Below are 26,633 nucleotides of genomic sequence, written 5' to 3'. Positions count from 1 at the left end.
CATGCTGACGCTCAGCGGTGTGAGCAAGACCTTCAACGCCGGGACCATCAACGAGAAGCGCGCGCTGGTCGACCTCAACCTGCACCTCGCTCCCGGCGACTTCGTCACCGTCATCGGCGGCAACGGCGCCGGCAAGTCCACGCTCATGAACATGATCGCCGGCGTGTACCCCATCAGCTCGGGCACCATCACGCTCGACGGCAGGAACATCTCGCGCCTGTCCGAGCCCGCCCGCGCCAAGTACCTGGGCCGCGTGTTCCAGGACCCCATGATGGGCACGGCCGCCGACATGCAGATCGTCGAGAACCTCGCCATGGCCAAGCGTCGCGGCAAGACGCGGACGCTGCGCTGGGGCGTGACGCGTGCCGAGAAGGACGAGTACGCCGAGCGCCTGAGGGAGCTGGGCCTGGGCCTCGAGAAGCGCCTGACCACCAAGGTCGGTCTGCTCTCGGGCGGCCAGCGCCAGGCGCTGACCCTGCTCATGGCCACGCTCACCGAGCCCAAGCTGCTGCTGCTCGACGAGCACACGGCGGCGCTCGACCCCAAGACGGCCGCGAAGGTGCTCGGGCTCACCGAGAAGATTGTCGACGAGCACCACCTCACCACGCTCATGGTCACGCACAACATGAACGACGCCATCCGCCTGGGCAACCGCCTCATCATGATGAACGAGGGACGCATCATCTACGACGTCTCGGGCGCCGAGAAGGCCTCGCTCACGGTGGCCGACCTGCTCCAGAAGTTCGAGGAGGTCTCGGGCGGCGCATTCGCGAACGACCGGATGCTGCTGAGCTAGTCTGGACAGGGGCGTGACAAAGGGGACGGAGGTTACTGTCACACCATCCTACTTGCAAGGTTTGATGGTGTGACAACAACCTCCGTCCCCTTTGTCACCCTTTGTCACGCCTGGGGAGGGCCACCAGAGGCTCGCCACCAAAGGGCCCCGGACGGCTGCACTGCCGTCCGGGGCCCCTGCGAGAGAGGTGCTGCGTTGCTGGCGCGTCGGCGTCGGCGACTAGTCGTCGCTCTTCTTGATCCAGGAGAACATCGAGCGGATCTTCTCGCCGGTCTTCTCGATCGGGTGGCTGTTGATCTCCTCGCGCTTCTCGAGCAGCCACTTGTGGCCGTTGTTGCAGTCGTCAACGAACTCCTGCGCGAAGGAGCCGTCCTGGATGCGGGCCAGGATCTGCTTCATGGCCTCGCGGCTCTGCTCGTTGATGACCTTGGGGCCGGCGTAGTACTCGCCGTACTCGGCCGTGTTGGAGATCGAGTAGTTCATGAAGTGGATGCCGCTCTCGTACATGAGGTCGACGATCATCTTCATCTCGTGGTAGACCTCGAAGTAGGCCAGCTCCTCGGGGTAGCCCGCCTCGGTCAGGGTCTCGAAGCCGGCCTTGACCAGCTCGACGAGGCCGCCGCAGAGCACCGCCTGCTCGCCGAAGAGGTCCTCCTCGGTCTCCTCCTTGAAGGTGGCCTTGATGATGCCGGAGCGGGCGCCGCCGACGCCCCAGCAGTAGCTGAGCACGATGTCCCAGGCGTCGCCGGTGGCGTCCTGGTAGACGCAGGCGAGGTCGGGCACGCCGGAACCCTCGGTGTACTGGCGGCGCACGATGTGGCCCGGGCCCTTGGGCGCGCACATGATGACGTTGACGTCCTCGGGGGCCTTGATGTAGCCGTAGTGGATGTTGAAGCCGTGCGCGAAGGCCAGGGTGTCGCCGGGCTTGAGGTGGGCCTTGACGTGCTCCTCGTAGACCTTGGGCTGGGTCTCGTCGGGCGTGAGGATCATGATGACGTCGGCCTCCTCGGCGGCGTCGTCCATGCTCATGACCTTGAGGCCGGCCTCGCGGGCCTTCTCGGCGGACGCGCTGCCCTCGCGCAGGCCCACGCGGACGTCCACGCCGGAGTCCATGAGGTTGAGCGCGTGGGCGTGGCCCTGGCTGCCGTAGCCGATGATGGCGACCTTCTTGCCCTGGATGACGCTCGGGTCCACGTCGCTCTCGTAGTAGATGGTGACGGCCATTGTCTTCTCCTTACTCCCGCGGTGAGACAATGGGGACAGGTTCATTTGTCTCATCGCGCACGAACGCGTTGGTACTTGCACTAACTATGTGATGAGACAAATGAACCTGTCCCCATTGTCTCATGTCACCTGGGTTACTGGGAGGAGCCGCGGGACATGGCGATCTTGCCGGTCCGCGTGAGCTGCTTGATGCCGTAGGCGCGCAGCAGGTCCTCCATCGCGTCGAGCTTGCTCACCGCGCCGGTGGCCTCGATCGTGAGCGTGTTCTTGCCCACGTCCACGACCTTGGCGCGGAACACGTTGGCGATCTCGATGATCTCGTGCCGTCGCTCGGGCGCGGACTGGACCTTGAAGAGCACCAGCTCGCGCTCGACGGCGTCGGAGTAGGTGAGGTCGGAGATCTTGTAGACCGAGACGAGCTTGTGCAGCTGCTTGGTGATCTGCTCGAAGCCGATCTCGTCGGCCTCCACGATGATCGTCATGCGCGAGAGGGTCTCGTCCTCGGTGGGGGCCACCGTGAGCGAGGCGATGTTGAAGCCGCGGCGGCTGATGAGGCCCGTCACGCGGCTGAGCACGCCGGGCTTGTTCTCTACGAGCACGGAGAGCAGGTAGTTCATCACTCATCAACTCCTTCGTGCGACGGGGCGACGCGCGGCCGGCCGCCCTCGCCGAAGCCCCGCTCGGTGACGCGCACGCCGCCGAGGGTCACGTCGAGGGCGCCGATGATGTCGTCGATCGCGGCGCCGGGGGCGACCATCGGGTAGACGGTCTGCTCGGCCGGGATCATCACGTCGAGCAGGTAGGGACCGTCAGCGGCGAGCATCGCGTCGAGCGCGTCGTCGACCTCCTCCGGCCTGGTGATGCGCGCGGCCTGCCAGCCGTAGGCGTCGGCCAGCTTGACGAAGTCGGGGTTGTCGGCCAGCTCGGTGAACGAGTAGCGGTCGTGGTAGAAGAGGTGCTGCCACTGGTGGACCATGCCGAGCGCGCGGTTGTCGATGACGAGCACCTTGACCGGCACGTCGTTGATCTTGGCGGTGGCCATCTCCTGGCTGTTCATCTGGAACGAGCCGTCGCCGGCCACGCAGACCACCTGGTCCTCCGGGCAGCCGATCTTGGCGCCGATGGCCGCCGGGAAGCCGAAGCCCATCGTGCCGAGGCCACCGGAGCTGATGAAGGTGCGCGCGTGCTCGCGGTGGATGTTCTGGTGCGCCCACATCTGGTGCTGGCCCACCTCGGTGGTGACGATGGAGGCCTCGGGGTCGAGCTTGTCGGAGAGGTGCTTGAGCACGACCTCCGGGGCGATCTTGCCCTCGAAGTCGTCGAAGTCGGGGGTGTAGAAGGGCCAGCGGTCGCGCCACGAGAAGACCTCGGCGGTCCACTCGTCGCACACGGGCGCGGCGCCCATCTTCTCGAGGCGCTCGTTGAGCGAGGCGAGGACCCCCTTGGCGTCGCCGACGATCGGCACGTCGGGCTGGACGATCTTGCCGATCTCGGCCGGGTCGATGTCGATGTGGACGATCTTGGCGTGCGGGGCGAACTCGTCGACCTTGCCGGTCACGCGGTCCGAGAAGCGCGCGCCCACGGCCACGAGCAGGTCGCACTCCGTGACGGCCATGTTGGCGTACTTGGAGCCGTGCATGCCCACGGGGCCGAGGTTGAGCGGGTTGGAGCAGCGCATGGCCCCCTTGCCCATGAGCGTCGTGACCACGGGGATGTTCATGCGCTCGGCGAGCTCGGTGAGCTCGGGGCAGGCGTGGCTGCTCACGATGCCGCCGCCGGCCATGATGAGCGGCCGTTTGGCCTCCGCGATGAGCCGCGCGGCCTCCTTGACCTGCTTGGCGTTGCCCTTGTAGGTGGGGCGGTAGCTCGCGATGCTCACGGTGTCGGGGTAGTGGAAGACCATCTCGGCGCCCGAGAGGTCGGAGGGCACGTCAATGAGCACCGGGCCGGGGCGCCCGGTTGAGGCGATGTAGAACGCCTCGCGGAACGTCCGCGTGAGGTCGTCGGTGGACTGCAGCAGGAAGCTGTGCTTGACGATGGGCATCGTGATGCCCACGATGTCGGACTCCTGGAACGCGTCGGTGCCGATGACGCCGCGCGTGACCTGGCCGGTGATGACCACGAGCGGGACCGAGTCCATGTAGGCCGTGGCGATGCCGGTCACGGTGTTGGTGGCGCCGGGGCCGGAGGTGACGAGCACCACGCCCACCTTGCCCGTGGCGCGCGCGTAGCCGTCGGCCATGTGCGTGGCGCCCTGCTCGTGGCGGGCCAGGATGTGCCGGATCTTCTTGGAGTCGTAGAGCGCGTCGTAGATCTTGATGGCCTGGCCGCCGGGGTAGCCGAAGATCGTGTCCACGCCCTCGGCCTCGAGGCTGGCGATGATGGCCTGCGCCCCGGTCATGGTCTTGCCCTCGTGCTCGGTGTGGCTGCCGGGACCGAGCGGGTGTCCCTCGATGGCGCGCCTGCGCCGCTCGACCTTCTCCTCGGTGCTCATCATGACAGGTACGCCCCCTTGTCGGCGCTCGTGACGAGCCTCGCGTAGCGCGAGAGCACGCCGGTCGTGTACTTGGGTGCCGGCGGCTGCCAGGTGGCGCGCCGCTCGGCCAGCTCGGCGTCGTCCACCTCAAGGGTGAGCGTGCCGGCCTGGATGTCGATGGAGATCGTGTCCCCCTCGCGCACGAGCGCGATGGGGCCGCCCGCCGCGGCCTCGGGCGAGACGTGCCCGATGCACGGGCCCTTGGAGGCGCCGGAGAAGCGCCCGTCGGTGATCAGCGCCACCGAGCTGGCGAGGCCCATGCCGCAGATCGCGCTCGTGGGTGTGAGCATCTCGCGCATGCCGGGGCCGCCGGCCGGGCCCTCGTAGCGGATGACCACCACGTCGCCCGGGCAGATCCTGCCGCCGAAGATGGCCGCGCAGGCCTCCTCCTCGGAGTCGAAGACGCGCGCCGGGCCGGAGTGCTGCCACATCTCGGGCGCGACGGCGCTCTTCTTGACCACGCCGCAGTCGGGCGCGAGGTTGCCGCGGACGACCTTGAGGCCGCCGTCGGGGGAGTAGGCGTCGCGCACGCGCCGCACGACCTCGCCGTCGGGCTCGGGGCAGGCGGCCACCCACTCGGCCATCGTGCCGTGGCAGGTGAGGGCGTCCGTCTCGAGGTGCCCGGTGCGCCCGAGCTCGCCGATGATGGCGGAGACGCCGCCCACGTCGTTGAGGTCCTGGATGTGGAGGGGCCCCGCCGGGGCGATGCGCACGATGTTGGGCGTGGTCGCGGAGGCGCGGTCCCAGTCGTCCATCGTGACGGGGCAGCCGGCCGCCTGCGCGATGGCCGTGAGGTGCAGCATCGTGTTGGTGGAGCCGCCGAAGGCCATGTCGAGCACCATGCCGTTGTGGATGGAGCGCTCGTTGATGATCTGGCGGGCCGTGACGCCCCTCTCGACGAGCTCCATGATCTTCATGCCCGTCTTCTTGGCCAGACGGATGCGCTCGGCGTAGACGGCCGGCACGGTCCCGTTGCCGGGAAGGGCGATGCCCAGCGCCTCGGCGAGGCAGCAGATGGAGTTGGCGGTGAACATGCCCGAGCAGCTGCCGCAGGTGGGGCAGGCCGTCTTCTCGAGCCAGGAGCACTCCTCCTCGGTCATGGTGCCGGCGGTGACCTGGCCCACGGCGTCGAAGAGGGAGTTGAGGTCGGTCTGCTCGCCGTGGCGCCCGCGGCCGGCGAGCATGGGGCCGCCGGAGACGAGCATCGTGGGGATGTCGAGGCGGGCGGCGGCGATGAGCATGCCGGGCACGATCTTGTCGCAGGAGGGGATCAGCACCATCGCGTCGAACTGGTGGCCCTGGACGGCGCACTCCACGCTGTCGGCGATGACCTCGCGGCTGACCAGGCTGTAGTGCATGCCCTCGTGGTTCATCGCGATGCCGTCGCACACGCCGATGGTGTTGACCTGCAGCGGCGTGCCGCCGGCCATGCGGACGCCGGCCTTCACGGCGTCGGCGATCTGCTGGAGGTGGAGGTGCCCCGGGATGACCTCGTTCTGGGCGGAGACCACGGCCACGAGCGGGCGGTCGAGCTCCTCGTCGGTGAGGCCGTCGGCCGCGAGCAGGCTGCGGTGGGGTGCGCGGGCCAGGCCCCGCTTGATGGCGTCGCTTCTCAGCTGCACGTTCTCCTCGCTTTCCCTCGAAGGTACGCAGGTGCGAGAAACGCGGCGTGGGCGATGCCCTTGACGGCGGGGTGCCGGCGCGCGGTACTGCTCGGCGCGCCGAAGGGGGTGGCCCGTGGGCGCGGGAGGTTCACGCGAGCTGCTCGAGGGAGTGTTCGGGGCCGTCCGCCGCGGGTTCTCACGCCGCCCGCTCGCTGTGGGACGAATGCGGCCCGTACTTGCCCTGTCGTCGCATTTGCTCAGTGGGTCGTACTCTACGCGCGGCTGTGTTTCCGCCGGATGACCGCCCGCGAACGGTCGTGTTTCCCCCGCGAGCGGTGAGACATTGGGGACAGGTTCATTTGTCTCATCGCCGTTCGCGGTCGGGCGAATGGAGGATCGGCGTTTGGGTAGGAGAGTGGCTACCCAGAGGGTCCTTCGCGAGGAGGGGGCGGCGATGGTTCGCGTGGCTCGACAGGTGTCCGATTCCGGCTACTACCACGTCGTTCTGCGGGGTAGCGGCCGTCAGGTCATCTTTGAGGACGACGCCGACCGCCGCGCCTTCCTTCTCGCCGCGCAGCGCTGCCTCGTCGGGTCGGGCGTCGCGGTGATCGCGTGGTGCCTCATGGACAACCACGCCCATCTCGTCGTCCGCGACGACACCGGGCGCCTGAGCGGGGCGCTCCATCGGCTCACGACGAGCTACGCGCGCCGCTACAACACCAGGACCGGTCACGTGGGGCACGTGTTCCAGGAGCGGTTTCGTAGCATGCCGATCGAGGATGACGCCTATCTGCTCGAGGCGGTGCGCTACGTGCTCAACAACCCCGAGAAGGCTGGCGTCTGCCGCGCGGAGGAGTACCCGTGGAGCAGCTATGCCGACTACCTCGGGCGCCCGCACGAGGAGCTCGAGGTGGAGCGGGGCGTTGTGCTTGGGCTTCTCGGTGGCGAGGAGGGGTTCTCCGAGTTCTGTCGCACGGGCGCCGGGCTTTCGTACCGTCCGCCGTCGGGCGCGCGGTTGGACGAGAGCGAGGCGCTCGAGGCGGCCCGTCGCGCGCTGGGGGACGTGCCCCTCGCCGCCGTGCGGACGCTGCCGCCGGCCCGGCGCAACGCGCTGCTGCGGGCCCTGAGGGATGAGGGCCTCTCGATCAGACAGGTGGAGCGCCTGACGGGCGTGGGGAGGAACATCGTCGCCCGTGCGTGAGCGGGCGAAGGCGCGCAGCGGGCGGGCGACGACGCACCCGTCCGCTGCGCGTGCATCAGAGTCTCAATGAGACAAAAGAACCTGCCCCCGTTGTCTCACAGCGAGGTCTGGACCAGGGTGGGCGAGAAGCCCGCGGCCTCGAGGGCGCCCACGATCTCGCGCTTGTGGTCGGTCCCGAAGGCCTCGATCGTGAGGCGCAGCTCCACGGCGGCGTTGCGGTTGGTGCTCACGAACTGGTTGTGCTCGAGCTTGATCACGTTGCCGTTGCGCTCGGCCACGACCTGCGCCACGCGCACGAGCATGCCGGGCCGGTCGGGCAGCAGCACGCTCACCGTGAAGATGCGGTCGCGGGCGATCAGCCCGTGGCTCACCACCGAGCTCATCGTGATGACGTCCATGTTGCCGCCCGAGAGGATCGCGACCACGCGCTTGTTCTCGGCGGGCAGGTGCTTGAGGGCGGCCACGGTGAGCAGGCCGGAGTTCTCGACGACCATCTTGTGGTTCTCGACCATGTCGAGGAAGGCCACCACGAGCTCCTCGTCGGGGACGCAGATGACGTCGTCGAGGTTCTGCTGCAGATAGGGGAAGACGTTGTCGCCCACCTCGAGCACCGCGGTGCCGTCGGCGATGGTGTTGGCGCTCGGCAGCTTGACGGGGCGCCCCGCCTCGAGCGCCGCCGTGAGCGAGGCCGCCCCGGAGGGCTCCACGCCGATCACGCGGATCTTGGGGTTGTAGAGCTTGGCGAAGGTGGCCACGCCGCACGCCAGCCCGCCGCCGCCCACGGGCACCAGGATCGTGTCCACGAGCGGCAGCTCCTGCACGACCTCCATCGCGATCGTGCCCTGGCCGGTGGCCACGACCGGATCGTTGAACGGGTGGATGAAGGTGAGGCCCTCCTCGGCCGCGAGCTCGAGGGCGTGGTCGCAGGCCTCGTCGTAGACGTCGCCGTGCAGCACCACCTCGGCGCCGTAGCCCTTGGTGCGCTCGACCTTGATGAGCGGCGTGGTGGTGGGCATCACGACCACCGAGCGGGCCCCGGCGCGCGTGGCGGCGAAGGCGACGCCCTGGGCGTGGTTGCCGGCGCTCGCGGTGATGATGCCGCGGCCGAGCTCCTCGGGGGAGAGGGTCGAGATCTTGTAGTAGGCCCCGCGCACCTTGTAGGCGCCGGTGCGCTGCATGTTCTCCGGCTTGAGCCACACGCGGTTGCCCGTGGCCGCCGAGAAGTGCGGGCTCTCGACGAGCTTCGTCTCGAGCGTGACCTCGCGGACCTTCTCGGAGGCCTCCTCGAACGCCTCCAGCGTGAGCATCTCTGCCATCTTGTCCCCTCCCGTGTGCGCCCGCGCGGCCGCGCGGTTTGCCTATAGTAATCCTCACGGCGCGTCCGCGCCGAGAGGGGGAAGGGGAGCGGCATGGCCCAGACGGACGCCGCGGGACGCGAGGTCCCGCTGTTCCGCATCCGCGACGCCAGCGTGGTGCGCGGCGGCAAGACGATCCTGCACGTGGGGGACTTCTCGCTGGCGGAGGGCGAGCACGTGGCGCTGCTCGGCCCCAACGGGGCGGGCAAGTCGACGTTCATCCAGCTGCTCACGCGCGAGGTCGCGCCGCTGTGGCGCGAGGAGCCCCCGGTGCTGTTCCGCGGCCAGGCGCGCCCGCGCCTCGACGAGGTGCGGCGGACCCTCGGCATCGTGAGCTCCACGATGCACGACCAGGTGCGCGTCCACCTGCCGGTCATCGACATCGTCACCGGCGGGCTCTTCGGCACGCTGGGGCTGCCGCTGCGCCGCGAGGTGGGCGAGACCGACCGCGCGCTCGCGGCCGACGCCCTTGAGCGGCTGGGCATCGCCGGGCTCGCCGACCGCGACGTGATGACGCTCTCCACCGGCCAGGTGCGCCGCGTGCTCGTGGCGCGCGAGCTGGTGCGCGACCCGCAGGTGCTCATCTTCGACGAGCCCTGCACGGGCCTCGACCCCGAGGGGATGTACCACGTGCGCAAGACCATGTCCACGCTCGCCGCCGAGGGCCGCTCGGTGGTGCTCGTGACGCACTACCCCGAGGACATCGTGCCGGCGATCGGGCGCGTGCTGCTCATCAAGGACGCCGAGGTCTTCGCCGACGGCCCCAAGGCCGAGCTCCTCACGAGCGACGTGATGAGCGCGCTCTTCGACGTGCCGCTCGTGGCGAGCGAGGCGGACGGCTGGTACGCCCTGCGCGGCGCGTACGCGTGACGCCGCGTCACGACCGCCGTCCTCGCCGCGCGCCGTGCCGCCCGATCGGCCCGCTCTTCTCGCCGTCTCTCTCAATTAACCCGCAAAAAATGATTTCACATTCATATAATCGCAGGATTAAGGTTTGTGAATGTCAGATTTTGCGGGTTAATTAAGGCAAGCCAGCGGCAGGACGGCGAGAGGCGCGCGGCGGGCGCGGGCCGGCAAGAGGGACGCGACGTCCCGGCACGCGCACGCAAAAGGGCCCCGACGCCAAGCGCCGGGGCCCGTCATGTCGTGGTGGATCGTCAGGGGTTCGAACCCTGGACCTTGGGATTAAGAGTCCCCTGCTCTACCAGCTGAGCTAACGATCCGATGGTGGAGATGAAGGGATTCGAACCCTCGGCCTCTGCCTTGCGAAGGCAGCGCTCTCCCAGCTGAGCTACATCCCCGTCCGGTTAGTGCGCAAGCTATTGTGGCCGTTTGGCCGGTCCGTGTCAACCGATTGTTCCGAAATCAACAAGAGGCCAGCTCGCGACGCCCACCGGAGCGCCCGGCCCGGGCATCCGCACAGAAAAAGTCGCCCCCTGCGGTGCGTCAATGAACCCACCTCTCAGAAGGTGGGTGTCCCCATCGCGCGTTCCGGCTTCCCCAGCAACGGGGGATCCCCGTACTGAACACGAGATATCGGACTCCCAAGTAACGCTTGTCGGTTCACCCAGTTAGCCCGCAGGGGAGCGACATCTCAACTATAGGTGAGCCGCGCGGAGAAACCAGTCTTGACTTGCCCGGGCTTCTCCGTGAAAGTTGGTGTGAGCGTGCGCACCGAGGCGCCGCCAGCGGCTATCATGGACGCGGGGCCCGTGGGCCGAGCCGAGCGTGGAGGGGAGCAAGGTGGTTCCTGACTGGATACCCTACCTGTGTCTCTTTCTGGCCGCCCTGATCGTGACCCTGATCGCCACGCCGCTCGCGCGCCGCATCGCCGTCGCCGTGGGCGCCGTGGACGAGCCAAACCCCCGTCGCATCAACAAGGTGCCCGTCCCGCGGATGGGCGGCATCGCCATCTTCTGCGGCATCGTAGCCGCCTTCGTGACCCAGTACGTGGGAACCACCTTCTTCGGCTGGCCCATGGTGCTGGTGCCCTCGCCCAAGCTCGAGATCGACTACTGGCTGCTGGTGATCGCGTTCCTCGTGATCTTCCTCACCGGCCTCGCCGACGACGTCCTCTCGCTGACGCCGCCGCAGAAGCTCGCCGGGCAGGTCGTGGCCGCCGTCGTCGCCGTGGCCGGCGGCCTTGTGATCGGCGACATCGCCAACCCGCTCGGCGGCGAGGTGAGCCTGGGCTGGCTCGCGGGGCCCGTCACGGTGGTCTACCTCGTCTCCTACACCAACATCATCAACCTGATCGACGGCCTCGATGGGCTGGCGGCCGGCATATCGGGGCTCGTGAGCGTCACGATGTTCGCGCTCTCGGTGCTCGCCGGGCGGCCCGACGCGGCGGCGCTCGCCATCGCCGTGGCCGGCTCGTCTATCGGCTTCCTGCGCTACAACTTCCATCCCGCCTCGATCTTCATGGGCGACTCCGGCTCCCTCACGCTGGGGTTCGCGCTCGGCGCGGTCTCGCTGCTGTCGGTGACGCGCGTGGCGGGCCTCACCACGATCATCGTGCCGCTCGTCATCGCCACCGTGCCGATCATCGACACCTTCTCGGCCATCGTGCGCCGCCTGCGCGGGCACGTGAGCATCGGCCACGCCGACCGCGGCCACATCCACCACCGCCTCATGGCCGAGGGCTTCGACCAGCGCCAGGCGGTGCTCGTCATGTACGCCTGGACCGCGCTTTTGTGCGCCGGCTCGTTCGTCATGACGCAGGTGAGCACCATCCCGCGCGTGGTCATCTTCTGCGCGCTGCTGGGCGTGTCGTTCGCCTTCGCCTACCACCTGCGCCTCTTCGAGCCCGTGCTGCTGCACCACTACGACCCGCGCACCGGCGCCGACGAGCTCGTGACGCCCGCCGACGACGCCTTCGAGGAGGAGGTCGAGAAGCTCCACGAGCACGAGCGCTCCCACCTCCCGCACGGCGGGCGGCGCGGCGAGTGAGCGCCGGGTCCCGCATCCTCTCTCGCGCCGCCTACGACGCCTGCGAGCTCTGCCCGCGCCGCTGCCGCGCGCGACGCTCCGAGGGCCGTCCCGGTCGCTGCGGCATGACCTCCGAGCTGCGCGTGGCGAGAAGCGCCCTGCACTTCTGGGAGGAGCCGCCGATCTCCGGCGAGGCGGGCTCGGGCGCCGTGTTCTTCTCGGGCTGCCCGCTCGGCTGCGTCTTCTGCCAGAACCACGAGATCTCCGGCGGCGGCTTCGGCCTGCCGGTCACCACGGCGCGCCTCGCCGAGATGATGCTCGAGCTCCAGGCCGCCGGCGCGCTCAACGTCAACCTTGTGACCCCGCTGCACTACGCGCCCGACGTGCGCGACGCGGTGCTTCTCGCCCGCGACGCGGGGCTCGCCCTCCCGATCGTCTGCAACACCTCGGGCTACGAGCTGCCCGAGGTGGTGCGCGCGCTGGCCGGCGTGGTGGACGTGTGGCTCACGGACTTCAAGTACGCCGACCCCGCGCTCGCCGGCGCGCTCTCGGGCGCGCCCGACTACCCCGACGTCGCCGCGCGCGCCCTCGAGGCCATGTGCGCGCTCGTGGCGGACGCCGGCGCCCGCGCGCTCGGACCGGACGGCTCGATGCGGCGCGGGGTCATCGTGCGCCACCTGGTGCTGCCCGGCCACGCCGACGACTCGTGCGCGGCGCTCGACCGCGTCTGGGAGATCTGCGGCAACGATGCGGACCTCTCGGTCATGAACCAGTACACCCCAAACGAGCGCGTGCGCCGCGCGGGCGGCGAGCTCGCGCGCGCCGTGAGCGAGGAGGAGTACGAGCTCGTGCTCTGCCACGCGGACGACCTGGGCTTCGAGCGGATCTGGTGGCAGGAGGGCGGCACGGTCTCCGAGAGCTTCGTGCCCGCCTTCGACGCGACGGGCGTGGCCGGGCCCGAGCTGGGCGCGCCCGGCGCGCAAGGGGTATAAACAAGAGGTGCCGGCGGCGGGCCGGCGCCGCGACGATGGGGGACGCATGGCTGACACGGGCCTGAGTGACGAGGAGCGCGCGGAGCTGGAGCGCCTGCGCGCCGAGAAGGCCGAGCGCGAGCGCGCCGAGCGGGACGCCGCGGAGCGCGCGGAGCTGGAGCGGCTGCGCCGGCAGAGCGCCGAGGACGAGCGCGAGCGCGCGCAGCGGCAGCGCGACGAGCAGACCCGCGAGCGCGGCCGCAGGCTCATGGAGCCCGACGAGGACGACCTCAGGATGCCGCTCGGGCAGAAGGTCGTCATTCTCGCCGTGGTCGTCCTCGCCGCGGTCTGGCTGCTCGCCACGGTGCTGGGGTAGCTTCTAACACGGGCCTCGGGGGAGGCCGTCGGACAGGGGAGGGGAGCCATGTCTCTCACCGATCGCACCAAGCCAACGGACGTCTCGCTCAACACCGACCTCTACGAGCTCACCATGGCCCAGGGGTTCTGGGAGGCGGGGCTGTCGGGGGCGCAGGCGTGCTTCAACGCGTTCTTCCGCGACAACCCGTTCGGCGGCGGCTACGCCGTGTGCTGCGGCACCGGCCAGATCGCCGAGCTCGTGGAGAACTTCGTCTTCGAGGACGATGACATCGAGTACCTGCGCGGCCTCGAGGCCCCGGGCGGCGGCCCGATGTTCAAGCCGGCGTTCCTCGACTACCTGCGCGACCACCGGCTCGACCTCACGATCCACGCAGTCCCCGAGGGCGAGGTGGTCTTCGGCCGCGAGCCCATGGTGCGCGTGGAGGGACCGGTCGTCGACTGCCAGCTCGTCGAGACGGCCCTGCTCAACCTCGTGAACTTCCAGACGCTCGTGGCCACCAAGACCGCGCGCGTGGTGCGCGCCGCGGAGGGGCGGCCGGTCTCGGACTTCGGCCTGAGGCGCGCCCAGGGCCCCGACGGCGGCCTGGCGGTGGCCCGCGCCTCCTACATCGCCGGCGCCTCCTCGACCTCCAACGTGCTCGCGGGCAAGATCTACGGCATCCCGGTCTTCGGCACGCACGCCCACTCCTGGGTCATGGCGTTCCCGAGCGAGCTCGAGGCGTTCCGCGCCTTCGCCAAGTCGAGCCCCAAGAACTGCGTGCTGCTGCTCGACACCTATGACGTGACCCAGGGCATCGAGCACGCCATCACGGTCGCCAAGGAGATGGAGACGGCCGGCGAGCGCCTGAGCGCCGTGCGCCTGGACTCCGGCGACCTCGCGCGCCTCTCCAAGGAGGCCCGCGCTGCCTTCGACGAGGCGGGCCTGCCCTACGTCAAGATCTCGGTCTCCAACGACCTCGACGAGTACACGATCCAGTCCCTGCTCGCCCAGGGCGCGCCGATCGACTCCTTCGGCGTGGGCACCAAGCTCGCCACCTGCGACCCGCAGCCGTCGCTCGGCGGCGTCTACAAGCTGTCGGCCATCCGCGCGGGCGAGGGCGAGCCCTGGACGCCGGTCATCAAGCTGTCCGAGCAGTCCTACAAGCGCACGGTCCCCGGCGTGCAGCACGTGCTGCGCCACTACGACCAGGCGGGCCGCCCCGTGGGCGACATGATCGTGGTCGACGAGGTCGCCGAGAGGGGCCCGGCGCGCGAGATGGTGGACATCCTCGACCCCTACGTCACGCACCGGCTCTCCGGCGAGCCGCGCGAGCTGCTCGTGCGCATGGTGGAGCACGGCCGGCGCGCCGGCGCGCCCGAGGGCATCGAGGACGCCCGCGAGCGCTGCCGCGAGGCCCTCATGCGGCTCGACCCGGCCGTCGCGCGCTTCCTCAACCCGCAGACCTACCCGGTGGGCCTCGAGACCGGCCTGGCGCGCCTGCGCAGCCAGCTGGCCCGCGAGGAGCGCGCCGAGTCTGGGCGCCGCACGGCCTAGCGCGCCGCGGCGCCGGTGACGGCGGGCGGCCCCATCAGGTACAATCTCCCAGTTACGCGCAAGCCAGACAGGGGAGAAGAGATGCCCGAGAAGCTCGAGGAGATCGTCCGCGCCGCCATCGCCGCCGCCCAGGAGGCCGGCGACCTGCCCCCCTTCGAGGTGGGCGACCTCGGCCTCGAGCGACCGGCCGACCCCGCCAACGGGGACTGGAGCTCCACGGTGGCCCTGCGCTCGGCCAAGCTCGCGCGCCGCGCACCGCGCCAGATCGCGGGGGCCATCGTGGCGCACCTGCCCGCCGACCCCGCGCTCGAGCGCGTCGAGGTGGCCGGCCCCGGCTTCGTGAACTTCTATCTGGCCGCCGCCTCGGCCAACGAGGTCTTCCGCACGGTCCGCGAGCAGGGCGCCGACTACGCGCGCTCCGCCATGGGCGCCGGCACGCGCCTCCAGGTCGAGTTCGTCTCGGCCAACCCCGTGGGCCCGCTGCACATCGGCCACGGCCGCTGGGCGGCCCTCGGCGACTCGCTCTGCCGCGTGATGGAGCACGCCGGCTACGAGGTCGAGCGCGAGTACTACATCAACGACCACGGCTCGCAGATGGACGTCTTCGGGCACTCGGTCTCCATGCGCTATCGGCAGCTGCTCGACGTGCAGGCCGAGCGCGGCTGCGACGTCGAGGCCGCGCGCGAGGTCCTTCTCGCCGACCGCGCCGCCTTCGTCGCCGACGAGGACGACCTGCGGCCCGAGACCCACCCGCTCACCGACGCCTTCAACGAGGCCCTGGGCGGCAACGCCTACGGCGGCGACTACATCGTGGACATCGCCGCTCGCTTCGTGCGCGAGGACGGCGCGCGCTGGGCGGACGCCCCCGAGGACGAGCGCATGGTCGAGTTCCGCGAGCGCGGCTACCGCTGGATGCTCGACTCCATCCGCGAGACCTGCCACGCCGCGCGCTGCGACTTCGACGTGTGGTTCTCCGAGCGCAGCCTCTACGAGAAGGGCCCGGACGGCACCTCGGCGGTGGACCGGGCGCTCGCCAAGCTGGACGAGCTCGGCCACCTCTACCGCGACGAGGCCGGCGCGCTGTGGTTCCGCTCCACGACCTTCGGCGACGACAAGGACCGCGTGCTCATCAAGACCAACGGCGAGTACACCTACTTCGCCTCCGACGTGGCCTACCACTACAACAAGTTCCAGCGCGTGGACCACGTGATCGACATCTGGGGCGCCGACCACCATGGCTACATCAAGCGCGTGGCGTCGGTGTGCGAGGCGCTCGGCTACCCCACGCAGTTCGAGGTCCTTCTCGGCCAGCTCGTGAACCTCCTGCGCGACGGAGCGCCGGTGCGCATGTCCAAGCGCAAGGGCACGATGGTCACCTTCGACGAGCTGCTCGAGGAGGTGGGCGCCGACGCCACGCGCTACACGCTGATCTCCAAGAGCTCCAACCAGATGATTGACTTCGACATCGAGCAGGCCAAGCGCCAGGACAACACCAACCCGGTCTACTACGTGCAGTACGCGCACGCGCGCATCTGCTCGATCCTGCGCCGCGGCGCGGGCGTGGCGCTCGAGGAGGCCGAGGCGCTCGGCATGGACGAGGTGGCCGAGCGGGCGGTGGGCGAGACCTACGACCTGGGGCTGCTCACCGACCCGGCCGAGGCCGCGCTCGCCCGCAAGCTCTCGGAGCTGCCCGGCCTGGTGGAGGGCTGCGCGCGCGACCGGGCGCCGTTCCGCCTCACGCACTACGCCGAGGAGCTCGCCGCGGAGTTCCACTCGTTCTACGCCGCCTGCCAGGTCCTGCCCGGCGCGGGGCGCCCCCTCGACGAGGGCTTGAGCCGCGCGCGCCTGGCCGCCTGCGACGCGTGCCGCCGCGTGCTCGCGCTCACCCTCGGCCTCGTGGGGGTGTCGGCGCCGCAGAGCATGTAGCCCCAAGGGCGGTTTGTGTGCGTCATTTATGAATCGCGCCCAACGGGCCGGGGGCTGGCGTAACTTCGCTATACTGCGCCTGTAATTAAGGATTTTGCCCCGCGTCCGAGACGGGGGCGCCAGCCCGGGACGGGCCGAGAAGAACAGGGTGGGTTTTCAGTGGACCTCAAGGAGTACATGTCCGTCAGGAGGGCGTACAACATCGTGCGCCAGCAGGTCGCGGCCAAGGAGCGGCTGACGTTCGAGGAGCTCGCCATCATCTGCCACCTCTGCGAGGCGGACGAGCCGGTCAAGACCTCGACCATCGCCGAGTACCAGGGCGCGCTCAGGCCCACCATGACGCACCGCACCAACCACCTCGAGACGCTCGGCCTCATCGAGCGCGCCGAGGGCACGCGCGACCGCCGCAACGTGGTCTGCTCGGTCTCCGACGCCGGCCGCGAGCGCGTGGCCGAGCTCGCCGAGCTCACCTGCGAGCAGATCCCCACCGGCCGCGCGCTCTCGCGCACGGCCCCCGAGCGCATCCTCAAGTACGTGGACGCCATGGGCGCGTTCTTCTGCAAGGCGGGCGACCTCGTGCTGCTGGGGCTTCTCGCCGCCGACGACGAGGCGCTCACGATCATGCAGCTCGTGGACGCGCTCGGCCTTCTGCAGCCCACGGTCTCGATGTCGGTCTCCACGCTCGCGGAGCGCGGCCTCGTGGGGCGCGGGCACGGCTCGGGCTCGTCGCACACCACCAGCGTGAGCCTCACCGACGAGGGCCGCGGCGTCGCCGAGTCCCTGGCCGAGAGCATCGCGCAGATCGTGGTGCGCCGCCGCCCGCGCACCGGCTCCAAGGAGCAGTAGCCGCGCCGGCGCCCCGCGCCGCGCGTGACCTGACCTGCGCCGTCCCTTCTCGCCCGCCCGTCGGGCGTGCTATACTCTTCGGAGCGACCGGGGTCGTGTCCCGGCGCCAATCCGTTCATGAAGCGAGCGCATCGCTCGATATGCCCGCACCGCCTGACCGCGCAGCGCGCCGTCACGTGCGTGGGTCGCGGGTACCGAAGCCACCGAGAGAGGCAGAACAGCGCATGGCCGACGACCAGACCACCGTTTCACCCGAGAAGACCGAGGCGGCCGCGCCCGCTGCGCAGGGCGAGGGGGCTCCCGCCAAGCCGCGCCGCAAGCGCCGCACGAAGGCCGAGATGGAGGCCGCCCGCGCCGCCGAGGCCGCTGCCCGCGCCGCTGCCGAGGCGGCCGGCGAGCCGTGGCCGCCCAAGCGCCGCCGCGGCCGCCCGCGCAAGTCCGAGCAGGCCGCCGCCGAGGCCGTCGCCCCCGCCGCCGCGAGCGACGCCGCGCCCGCCGAGCCCGCGCCGTCGGCCGACGCCGCCGCTCCCGCCCCCGCCGAGGCCCCCGCGCCCAAGCGCCGTCGCGGCCGCCCGCGCAAGTCCGAGCAGGCGGTCGAGGCCGCCGCGCGCCCGGCTGACGCCGTCGAGCCCGCGCCCGAGGCGCCCGCGCGCACGATCGCCGAGGCCGACGCCCAGCAGCAGCCGCACCCCGGGCAGGGCCAGAGCCAGGGCCAGGGCCAGGGTCGCAAGCGCCACCACGGCAACGGCAACGGTAACGGCGGCAACGGCAACCAGGGCCGCCGCCAGAGCAACCAGGGCCGCCGGCGCAACCGCCGCCAGCAGGATATCGTGGCCGAGCCGTCGCTCACGCGCGAGGAGCTCCAGGCCATGAAGGTCGCCGAGCTGCGCGCCAAGGCGGCCGAGCTCGACGTCGAGTACGTCGGCGTGCGCAAGGGCGACCTCGTCGAGGCCATCTACGAGGCCGCCGCGCGCGCCGAGGGCTTCCGCGCCGTCGAGGGCATCCTCGAGGTCGGCAACGAGGGCTACGGCTGGGTCCGCACCGGCAACTACATGGAGGGCGACGACGACGCCTTCGTCCACCAGCAGCTCATCCGCTCGCTGGGCCTCCGTCCGGGCGACCGCGTGGCCGGGACCGTGGGCCCGGGCCGCGCCGGCAGCAAGTACCCGCCGCTGCAGAGCGTCCTGACCGTGAACGGCCGTCCCCCCGAGGACCTCAAGAGTCGCCCGCGCTTCCGCGACCTCACGCCGATCTTCCCGAACGAGCGCCTGGTCATGGAGAACGGCAAGGACTCGATCACCGGTCGCGCCATCGACCTGGTGAGCCCCATCGGCAAGGGTCAGCGCGGCCTTATCGTGAGCCCGCCCAAGGCCGGCAAGACCACGGTCCTCAAGAACATCTGCCGCTCCATCGCTGCCAACAACCCTGAGGTGCACCTCTTCTGCCTGCTCGTGGACGAGCGCCCCGAGGAGGTCACCGACATGGAGCGCTCCATCCGCGGCGAGGTGGTGGCCTCGACCTTCGACATGCCGGCCGACAACCACACCCACGTCTCCGAGCTCGTGATCGAGCACGCCAAGCGCCTCGTGGAGCTGGGGGAGGACGTCGTGGTGGTCCTCGACTCCATCACGCGCCTGGCCCGCGCCTACAACCTCGCGCAGCCGGCGAGCGGCCGCATCCTGTCCGGCGGCGTGGACTCCGCGGCGCTCTACCCGCCCAAGAAGTTCCTCGGAGCGGCGCGCAACATCGAGAACGGCGGATCGCTCACGATCATCGCCTCCGCGCTCGTCGACACCGGCTCCAAGATGGACGAGGTCATCTTCGAGGAGTTCAAGGGCACCGGCAACATGGAGCTCAAGCTCGACCGCGACCTCGCCGACCGTCGCATCTTCCCGGCCATCGACCCGGTGGCCTCCGGCACGCGCAACGAGGAGCTTCTCATCCCTGGCGACTACCAGCCGCTGGTCTGGGGCATCCGCCGCGTGCTTGCCAACATGAACAACGTCGAGCGCGCCGCCAACATGCTCGTCAAGGGGCTGCGCCAGACCGACTCCAACCGCGAGTTCCTCATCAAGAGCGCCAAGAAGGCCGCGCAGAGCGACTACATCGCCTAGCTGCGGCCCCGCCCGTCCCGACGCCCGTTCCCGCGCGATTCTCGCCGTCGCGGGAACGGGCGTCTTTTGTGTGTCGGCTTGCCCTGATAACCCGCAAAATCTGACATTCACAAACCTTAATCCTGCAATTATATGAATATGAAATCATTTTTTGCGGGTTATTTGTAAGCATCGGCGCACAAATACACAAATTGTGTGCCAGCGAGAGGGGCGTCCGCGTGGCGAGGTGGGCCAGGCGAGAGGGGCGCCCGCGCGGAGAGAGGCGTCGCGCGGCGGGCAATCCGATCGCGCGCCGGCCGCGGCGGGCGCCGCACCTTTGGGATGAGCCCCTTGCGCGGAGGGGGGACAAATGGTTATATTCGGTATCGTCCGAGCAGTCGGACGCATGTCACGGTACACGAAGATGAAACGCAGCCCACGCCGTTGACACCTCGCCCCCTTGGGGGCGCGTCATGAGTCACAACGCAGGCGCTCGTCTCGTCTTCCGTCCCCGGAGGGAGCGGAAGCCATGGGTCGGCAGAGTCGCAACCCCATCGTCATCGCGGGCCTCGCCGGCGCGCTGACGCTCGCCGCGCCGCGCGCCGCCGGCGCGCTCGCGCTGACCGACGCCATCGACGACGCGCTCGTCTCGCCCTCGATCGGGCTGGTCGCGGGCCTCGCGGCCGGCGCGGCGCTCACGGGCGCCGGCGTCGCCATCGCCTCGCGCGCCCGCTCCCGCGCGCGCGACGAGCTGCCGACGCTCGAGCACGCCCCGCGCCACCTGCGCGTCCCCGAGGCCGAGCGTCCCTCGGGCGAGGCCGCCCCGAGGCACCGCGCCCCCACGCACGCCGCGACCGACTACGAGGACATCGCCGAGAACTACGCCCGCCGCCTGAGCTTCAGCCAGCGCATGGCCCGCCGCGCCGAGGGCGTGGCCGCCACGCTGCGCGAGCGCATGGGAGCGGGCATGATGGACGGCCTGCCCGTCATCGAGCGCGCCGACGGCTCCGTCGGCGACGTGGGCACGTCCTGGTGGACCAACGCCGTGGGCGCCGACACGATCATCCGCGACTCCGGCTTCGCCGCCGAGGGCGCGGCCATCCCGTCGGACTTCTCGGCCACGGACCGCGACCGCCTGAGCGCCGCCGCGCGCGCCGCGGCCCGCCGCTCGAGCATCGCCGAGCGCGTCGCCTACGTGGACGAGGGGGCCTATCCCGAGCACCGTAGCGTCGAGGACCTCGACGTCGCCGACGACTGGGAGGCGGCGCTGCGCTCGATGGACGAGAAGATCGCGGCGGTCGCCCCGCAGCAGGACCCCATCGGCTTCGTGGACGCCGTGGGCGGGGAGGACTCGCTCGACGAGCCCGACAACCTCGAGCCCCAGACGGCGTTCATCCCGTTCAAGGCCCCTGGCGGCCACCCCGAGGTCGTGGACACCGACTCCTATGTGGACTACCTGATCGAGGACGAGTTCTCCAAGAACTCCTCCACGGCCGCGCGCCGCTCCTCCCGCCGCTTCCTGCGCATGCTCGAGGGCGGCACCCAGCCCACCTCATCGCGGCACCTCGCCGGCGCGGGCGCCGCGCGTCCCGTGGGCAAGCACTTCGCGCGCCCGGTGGCGGCCGAGGCATGACGTCCGGTCCCGCACGTCCCGACGACTCGGCGCGACGGCCCACGTGGAGGCGGTGGGCCGTCGCGTGCGCCTGCTGGGTCGCGTTCGTCTGGGGCCACTCGCTCATACAGGGCCCTGAGTCGTCGCTCGAGAGCGGCATGGTGGTCGCTTTGCTGCGCCCGGCCTTCGAGGCGCTCGGCATCCTCGACGCCGACCTCATGTCGCTCATCGTGCGCAAGTGCGCGCACTTCTCGGAGTACGCGGTGCTCGGCGTCCTGACCTGCTGCTGCGCGCGCGCCCGCTGGCGCGACACGGGCAGGCCGCCGCTGCCGGCGGGCCTTCTGGCGGCGCTCGTCCCGGTCGCGGACGAGACCATCCAGCTCGGCGTGCCCGGGCGCACCGGCCAGCCCACCGACGTGCTCATCGACCTGGCGGGCCTCGCCACGGGCGCCCTTCTCGCCCTGTTCGTCGCATGCCTGCGCGGTCGCGCGCCCCGCACCGGTTAACTCCACGTTACAGCTCACTTAACACTTTATCCACATCTTGGCGCGGTCCCTGAAAAGGGGCTAGGGTACTCCCAAGCTCCCCGGATTTGGGGGGATGACGGGAGGAGAACAACATGAGCAAGAACGTTTCCAGGCGTCAGTTCGTCGCGGGCGCGGGCGTCGCGGCCCTCGGCCTCGGCCTCGTGGGCTGCAACGGCGGCTCCGACGGCGGCAGCTCCGAGGGCGGCAGCTCCGACGCCGCCATCAAGGTCGGCATCCTCGGCCCGCTGTCCGGCTCCGTCTCCAACTACGGCATCGCCTGCTCCAACGGCGCCAAGCTCTACTTTGACCAGCTCAACGCAAACGGAGGCATCAACGGCAAGCAGGTTGAGTACAACGAGCAGGACGAGAAGGGCGACGCCACCGAGGCCGTCAACGCCTACAACATGCTCGTCGAGGATGGCGTGACCGGCATCGTGGGCGACGTCACCACCGGCCCGACCGTGGCCGTGGCCCAGGCCTCCGTGGCCGACAACATGCCCTGCGTGACCCCGTCCGCCACCGCGGCTGACGTCGTTACCTACGGCACCAACTACTTCCGTGCCTGCGTCACCGACCCCGAGCAGGGTCGCATCATGGCCGCCTTCGCCGAGGAGCAGGGCTACAAGACCGTGGGCACCATCTACCTCTCGGGCGACGACTACTCCCAGGGCGTCAACGACGCCTTCGTCGAGGCCGCCGAGGCCGCGGGCATCACCGTGGCGACCCAGGAGGCCTACGCCGACGGCGACGTGTCCTTCTCCGGCCAGATCACCAACCTCATGGCCGCTGACGTCGAGGCCATCCTGTGCCCCAACTACTACGAGGACGACGGCATGATCGTCACCCAGGCGCGCGCCGCCGGCTATGACGGCGTGTTCCTCGGCGTCGACGGCTGGTCGGGCATCGTGGGCGGTGACTCCGACTACGCCTCCGCGGCCGACCTGCACGACTGCTACTACTGCTGCGCCTTCACCTCTTCCAACACCGACGAGGCCGTCCAGCAGTTCATCTCCGACTACACCGACGCCTACGGCGAGGCGCCCACCAACTTCTGCGCGCTCGGCTACGACGCGGCCATGGTGCTCGCCAACGGCATCAAGTCCGCCGAGGACGCGGGCCTCGAGGCCGGCTCGGACGACTACAAGCAGGCGGTCATCGACGGCATCGCCGACGGCTCCGTCGAGGGCATCACCGGCACCATCTCCTACGACGGCACCGGCGACCCGGTCAAGTCCTCGCTGATCCTGACCTTCGACGCCGACGGCAAGGAGGTCATCCAGGAGACCCTGGACGCCGCGGAGTAACGCGCCCTCGTCTCGGGCCAGACCTGAGCGGCTCCGTCGGGGGCATCGGGCCTCGCGCGCCCGGTGCCCCCGACGTCTTGCACGCGGGCGCAGCGCCCGCCGATCCAGAAGGGAAGTGACGTGACGTGCAAGTTCTGATGCAGGTGCTCAACGGCCTGCAGCTCGGCAGCATCTACGCGCTCGTCGCGCTGGGCTACACGATGGTGTACGGCATCATCCTGCTGCTCAACTTCGCGCACGGCGACATCATCATGGTGGGCGCGTACATCTCGTGGCTCGTCATGGCCCAGCTCGGCATGCCACCGGTGGTCGCCATGATCCTGTCCGTGCTCGGCTGCACGCTGCTCGGCGTCGTCATCGACAAGGTCGCGTACGCGCCGCTGCGCAACGCCCCGCGCCTCTCCATCCTCATCACGGCCATCGGCGTCTCGTACTTCCTCGAGAACGGCGCGCAGCTGGTCTTCGGCGCCGACGCCAAGGTGGTCCCGGCCTTCACCGACGTGACCACCATCCAGGTGGGCGGGGTGTCGCTGTCGTTCGCCGCGGTCGCGACCGTGGCGGTCACGGCGATCGCGACGGTGGTGCTCACGCTGCTCGTGCAGAAGACCAAGCTCGGCAAGGCCATGCGCGCCGTGTCCGAGGATATGGGCGCCGCGCGCCTCATGGGCATCAACGTCAACAACACCATCTCGTTCACCTTCGCGGTGGGCTCCGCGCTCGCCGGCATCGGAGCCGTGCTCTACGCCATGGCCTACACCCAGGCCACGCCCACGATGGGCATGATGCTCGGCACCAAGGCGTTCGTCGCCGCGGTCCTCGGCGGCATCGGGTCGATCCCGGGTGCCGTGGTGGGCGGTCTGCTCGTGGGCTTCGCCGAGGTCATCGTCACCGCGCTCGGCCTCTCCGTCTGGAAGGACGCCGTGGTGTTCCTGCTGCTCATCATCGTGCTCATCGTGCGGCCCACCGGCATCTTCGGCCGCACCATGAGCGAGAAGGTCTAGGGGGGTGCGACGCATGGAACAGCGAAACGCTGAGGGCGAGAGGAAGCCCGTCATCACGGCGACCGCGTCCAAGGGGCGCACCGGCGTCTACCGCCGCCTGCCGATGCCCGCGCGCTACGCGATCAACGCGGTGCTCGTGCTCGTGTTTCTCGTGGTGGGCGAGCTCATGATCGACGGCGGGGCCATCACCCGCTACCAGTCCACGGTGCTCGAGCAGGTGGGCATCTACATCATCCTGGCCGTCTCGCTCAACATCGCCACGGGCTACCTGGGCCAGCTGCCGCTCGGCCACGCCGGCTTCATGTCGGTGGGCGGCTACGGCTGCGCGATCTTCATCACGCACATGATGGCCACGCTCGGCGTCACCGCGCGCGATTTCGTGACGGGCTCGCCGGTCTGCGGGCTGCTCTTCGTGGGCGGCCTTCTGGTGGGCGGGCTCTGCGCAGCGCTCTGCGGGCTCATCATCGGCATCCCGGCGCTGCGCCTCAAGGGCGACTACCTGGCCATCATCACGCTGGCCTTCTCGGAGATCATCCGCGTGGTCATGCTCAACATCGACTCCGTGCTGGGCTTCAAGCTCACGGGCGGGGCGGCCGGCCTCACCGGCATCCCGGGCTACACCAGCTTCCTCAACGTGTTCGTCGTGGTGGCCATTGTGTGCTTCCTCATCCACACGATGATGAAGTCGCGCCACGGCCGCGCCATCCTCGCCATCCGCGACAACGAGATCGCGGCCGAGGCCACCGGCGTCAACACCACCTACTACAAGACGCTCGCCTTCGTGGTCTCCGCCTTCTTCGCGGGCGTGGCGGGCGGCCTGTACGCGGGGTGCATCGGCGTGCTGCAGCCGGCCGTCTTCGGCTTCATGAAGTCCATCGAGATCCTCGTCATGGTGGTCCTCGGCGGCATGGGCTCGATGCTCGGCTCGGTGCTCTCCGCCACGTTCCTCACGATCCTGCCCGAGGCGCTGCGCGCCTTCTCCGAGTACCGCATGATCGTCTACGCCGTCGTGCTCATCCTCGTCATGATCTTCCGCCCGCAGGGCCTTCTCGGCTCCTACGACTTCTCGCTGTCGCGCGTGATCGAGCGCGTGATGAACCGGGACTTCCCGTGGGGCAGGAAGGACGCCGACGAGGACGCCGCCGACGCGGAGGAGGTGAGCGCCGATGTGCGCCGATAAGAAGCGCCGCAGCGTGCTCGTGCAGGTGGAGACCCCCAACCTCATCCCCGAGCGCGACCTCGGCCAGATCCCGGTTCTGCAGGCCGAGCACCTGGGCATCGACTTCGGCGGCCTGACCGCCGTCGACGACTTCAACATCGCGATGGGCCCCACTGAGATCTCCGGCCTGATCGGCCCCAACGGCGCCGGCAAGACCACGATCTTCAACCTGCTCACCAACGTCTACAAGCCCACGCGCGGCACGATCCTGCTGAACGGCTACGACACGGCCGGCAAGTCCGTGGCCGAGGTCAACCGCATGGGCATCGCGCGCACGTTCCAGAACATCCGCCTGTTCAGCCAGATGACGGTCGAGCAGAACGTGCTCGTGGGCTTTGGCAACCAGATGAGGTCGCACCTGCTGACCGACATGCTGCGCCTGCCCGGCCACTGGCGCCAGGAGGCCGAGTTCCATGACAAGGCGCTCGAGCTTCTCGACATCTTTGACATGCGGCGCTACGCCGACACGATGGCGGGCAACCTCCCGTACGGCGCCCAGCGCCGCCTGGAGATCCTGCGCGCGCTGGCGACGCACCCCAAGGTGCTGCTGCTCGACGAGCCGGCGGCCGGCATGAACCCGGCCGAGACCGAGGAGCTGATGGAGAACATCCAGAAGATTCGCGACGAGTTCCAGATCGCGATCCTACTCATCGAGCACGACATGTCGCTCGTCATGGGCGTGTGCGAGGTGGTGGGCGTGCTCGACTACGGGCGCATCATCGCCAAGGGGACGCCCGAGCAGATCCAGAACGACCCGAAGGTCATCGAGGCCTATCTGGGCAAGCAGGGGGTGAAGTAGATGGCGTCGCTGCTTAGCGTGCGCGACCTGCACGTCTCCTATGGGGCCATCAAGGCGGTCCGCGGCATCTCGTTCGACATCAACGAGGGCGAGATCGTGACGCTGATCGGCGCCAACGGCGCGGGCAAGTCCACGACGCTCAACACCATCGCCGGGCTCATCAAGCCGGTGTCGGGCGAGATCGAGTTCGACGGGCAGTCGCTCGTGGGGCTCAAGGCGCACAAGGTTGTCGAGCGCGGGCTGGCGCTCTGCCCCGAGGGACGGCGCGTGTTCACGCAGATGACCGTGGCCGAGAACCTCGAGATGGGCGGCTACACCCGCTCCGACGCCGAGAACCGCGAGAGCCTCGAGCACGTCTACGCGCACTTCCCGCGCCTGAAGGAGCGCCGCGGCCAGGTGGCCGGCACGCTCTCCGGCGGCGAGCAGCAGATGCTGGCCATGGGGCGCGCCCTCATGAGCAAGCCGCGCCTGCTCATGCTCGACGAGCCGTCGATGGGCCTGGCGCCGATCCTGGTCGAGGAGATCTTCACGATTATCAAGCAGCTCAACGAGGCGGGCACCACGGTGCTGCTGGTCGAGCAGAACGCCAACATGGCGCTCTCGATCGCCGACCGCGCCTACGTGCTCGAGATCGGCACGATCAAGAAGACCGGCACGGGCGCCGAGCTGCTCGTCGACGACGACGTGCGCAAGGCGTACCTCGGCGGGTAACGTACTCGACGTAGGGTGTCACGAGGAGGGGGGGACCTCCCCCATACCAACCCCACCCCTTTTTTTTC

General features: G+C 69.7%; 22 protein-coding genes and 2 tRNA genes. 17 read left to right on the top strand and 7 right to left on the bottom strand.

Translation table 11 applies throughout. From position 1 onward, the window contains the following. Position 1 precedes the first annotated feature (1 nt). On the top strand, positions 2–796 hold the full coding sequence (locus ACWTSU_RS06370) for an ABC transporter ATP-binding protein (RefSeq protein ID WP_455139032.1): 795 nt from the start codon (positions 2–4) through the stop codon (positions 794–796). A 219-nt stretch (positions 797–1,015) separates the two neighbouring features. Here the strand turns inward: ACWTSU_RS06370 and ilvC are convergent, their stop codons facing one another. The 4 genes from ilvC to ilvD all read right to left on the bottom strand — a co-directional run bounded on the left by ilvC (position 1,016) and on the right by ilvD (position 6,178). Further along, positions 1,016–2,020 (bottom strand): ketol-acid reductoisomerase, encoded by a 1,005-nt coding sequence (gene ilvC / locus ACWTSU_RS06365; protein ID WP_455139031.1) that lies wholly within the window; start codon positions 2,018–2,020, stop codon positions 1,016–1,018. 134 nt (positions 2,021–2,154) lie between these two features. Then, positions 2,155–2,637, bottom strand: a complete 483-nt coding sequence (gene ilvN / locus ACWTSU_RS06360) for an acetolactate synthase small subunit (protein WP_455139030.1) — start codon at positions 2,635–2,637, stop codon at positions 2,155–2,157. Further along, positions 2,637–4,517, bottom strand: coding sequence for a biosynthetic-type acetolactate synthase large subunit (ilvB, locus tag ACWTSU_RS06355; RefSeq protein WP_455139029.1), 1,881 nt, complete (start codon positions 4,515–4,517; stop codon positions 2,637–2,639). The genes ilvN and ilvB overlap by 1 nt, the downstream gene beginning before the upstream one ends. Next, positions 4,514–6,178, bottom strand: a complete 1,665-nt coding sequence (gene ilvD, locus ACWTSU_RS06350; protein ID WP_455139028.1) for a dihydroxy-acid dehydratase — start codon at positions 6,176–6,178, stop codon at positions 4,514–4,516. The genes ilvB and ilvD overlap by 4 nt, the downstream gene beginning before the upstream one ends. A 397-nt stretch (positions 6,179–6,575) precedes the next feature. Between ilvD and ACWTSU_RS06345 the strand changes: the two genes are divergently transcribed. Next, positions 6,576–7,361 carry a transposase gene (locus tag ACWTSU_RS06345; protein WP_455139027.1) on the top strand — a complete coding sequence of 262 codons (786 nt, stop codon included), beginning with the start codon at positions 6,576–6,578 and terminating at the stop codon, positions 7,359–7,361. A 95-nt stretch (positions 7,362–7,456) separates the two neighbouring features. On the opposite strand, the gene ilvA is transcribed toward ACWTSU_RS06345, so the two are convergent. Next, complete coding sequence (gene ilvA / locus ACWTSU_RS06340) at positions 7,457–8,677, bottom strand: threonine ammonia-lyase (protein WP_455139026.1); 1,221 nt, start codon at positions 8,675–8,677, stop codon at positions 7,457–7,459. Between the two features lie 93 nt (positions 8,678–8,770). Between ilvA and ACWTSU_RS06335 the strand changes: the two genes are divergently transcribed. Continuing rightward, on the top strand, positions 8,771–9,586 hold the full coding sequence (locus ACWTSU_RS06335; protein WP_455139025.1) for an ABC transporter ATP-binding protein: 816 nt from the start codon (positions 8,771–8,773) through the stop codon (positions 9,584–9,586). 277 nt (positions 9,587–9,863) lie between these two features. Here ACWTSU_RS06335 and ACWTSU_RS06330 read toward each other — a convergent pair. Continuing rightward, positions 9,864–9,939, bottom strand: a tRNA-Lys gene (locus ACWTSU_RS06330). Between the two features lie 2 nt (positions 9,940–9,941). Beyond that, positions 9,942–10,017: transfer RNA gene (locus ACWTSU_RS06325), tRNA-Ala, on the bottom strand. Positions 10,018–10,459: 442 nt separating this feature from the next. Between ACWTSU_RS06325 and ACWTSU_RS06320 the strand changes: the two genes are divergently transcribed. From ACWTSU_RS06320 to ACWTSU_RS06255, 14 genes are all read left to right on the top strand, one after another. Then, positions 10,460–11,665, top strand: coding sequence for a glycosyltransferase family 4 protein (locus ACWTSU_RS06320; protein ID WP_455139024.1), 1,206 nt, complete (start codon positions 10,460–10,462; stop codon positions 11,663–11,665). Further along, on the top strand, positions 11,662–12,636 hold the full coding sequence (locus ACWTSU_RS06315) for a radical SAM protein (RefSeq protein WP_455139023.1): 975 nt from the start codon (positions 11,662–11,664) through the stop codon (positions 12,634–12,636). Before ACWTSU_RS06320 ends, ACWTSU_RS06315 begins: the two co-directional genes overlap by 4 nt. 46 nt (positions 12,637–12,682) lie before the next feature. After that, entirely contained in the window at positions 12,683–12,991 is a 309-nt protein-coding gene (locus ACWTSU_RS06310) for a hypothetical protein (protein ID WP_455139022.1), read from the top strand. A 48-nt stretch (positions 12,992–13,039) separates the two neighbouring features. Further along, a complete protein-coding gene (locus ACWTSU_RS06305) occupies positions 13,040–14,527 on the top strand; it encodes a nicotinate phosphoribosyltransferase (protein WP_455139021.1) in 1,488 nt (495 codons plus the stop codon). Positions 14,528–14,608: 81 nt separating this feature from the next. Further along, positions 14,609–16,453, top strand: coding sequence for an arginine--tRNA ligase (locus ACWTSU_RS06300; protein WP_455139020.1), 1,845 nt, complete (start codon positions 14,609–14,611; stop codon positions 16,451–16,453). 159 nt (positions 16,454–16,612) lie between these two features. Beyond that, a complete protein-coding gene (locus ACWTSU_RS06295; RefSeq protein WP_455139019.1) occupies positions 16,613–17,299 on the top strand; it encodes a MarR family transcriptional regulator in 687 nt (228 codons plus the stop codon). A gap of 224 nt (positions 17,300–17,523) precedes the next feature. After that, positions 17,524–19,413, top strand: a complete 1,890-nt coding sequence (gene rho / locus ACWTSU_RS06290) for a transcription termination factor Rho (RefSeq protein ID WP_455139018.1) — start codon at positions 17,524–17,526, stop codon at positions 19,411–19,413. A 508-nt stretch (positions 19,414–19,921) separates the two neighbouring features. Continuing rightward, positions 19,922–21,025 carry a hypothetical protein gene (locus tag ACWTSU_RS06285; RefSeq protein ID WP_455139017.1) on the top strand — a complete coding sequence of 368 codons (1,104 nt, stop codon included), beginning with the start codon at positions 19,922–19,924 and terminating at the stop codon, positions 21,023–21,025. Further along, positions 21,022–21,510: a VanZ family protein gene (locus tag ACWTSU_RS06280; RefSeq protein ID WP_455139016.1), complete on the top strand. Its 489-nt coding sequence runs from the start codon at positions 21,022–21,024 to the stop codon at positions 21,508–21,510. Before ACWTSU_RS06285 ends, ACWTSU_RS06280 begins: the two co-directional genes overlap by 4 nt. Positions 21,511–21,623: 113 nt before the next feature. Then, positions 21,624–22,835 carry an ABC transporter substrate-binding protein gene (locus ACWTSU_RS06275; RefSeq protein WP_455139015.1) on the top strand — a complete coding sequence of 404 codons (1,212 nt, stop codon included), beginning with the start codon at positions 21,624–21,626 and terminating at the stop codon, positions 22,833–22,835. 125 nt (positions 22,836–22,960) lie between these two features. Then, positions 22,961–23,836, top strand: a complete 876-nt coding sequence (locus ACWTSU_RS06270; RefSeq protein WP_455139014.1) for a branched-chain amino acid ABC transporter permease — start codon at positions 22,961–22,963, stop codon at positions 23,834–23,836. Between the two features lie 13 nt (positions 23,837–23,849). Continuing rightward, positions 23,850–25,016 carry a branched-chain amino acid ABC transporter permease gene (locus ACWTSU_RS06265; RefSeq protein ID WP_455139013.1) on the top strand — a complete coding sequence of 389 codons (1,167 nt, stop codon included), beginning with the start codon at positions 23,850–23,852 and terminating at the stop codon, positions 25,014–25,016. After that, entirely contained in the window at positions 25,003–25,854 is an 852-nt protein-coding gene (locus tag ACWTSU_RS06260; RefSeq protein ID WP_455139012.1) for an ABC transporter ATP-binding protein, read from the top strand. Before ACWTSU_RS06265 ends, ACWTSU_RS06260 begins: the two co-directional genes overlap by 14 nt. Then, positions 25,855–26,565: an ABC transporter ATP-binding protein gene (locus tag ACWTSU_RS06255; RefSeq protein WP_455139011.1), complete on the top strand. Its 711-nt coding sequence runs from the start codon at positions 25,855–25,857 to the stop codon at positions 26,563–26,565. Positions 26,566–26,633 lie beyond the last annotated feature (68 nt).

The sequence above is a fragment of the Thermophilibacter sp. genome, from assembly GCF_966187215.1.
This window is presented reverse-complemented; position numbering and strand designations above follow the sequence as displayed.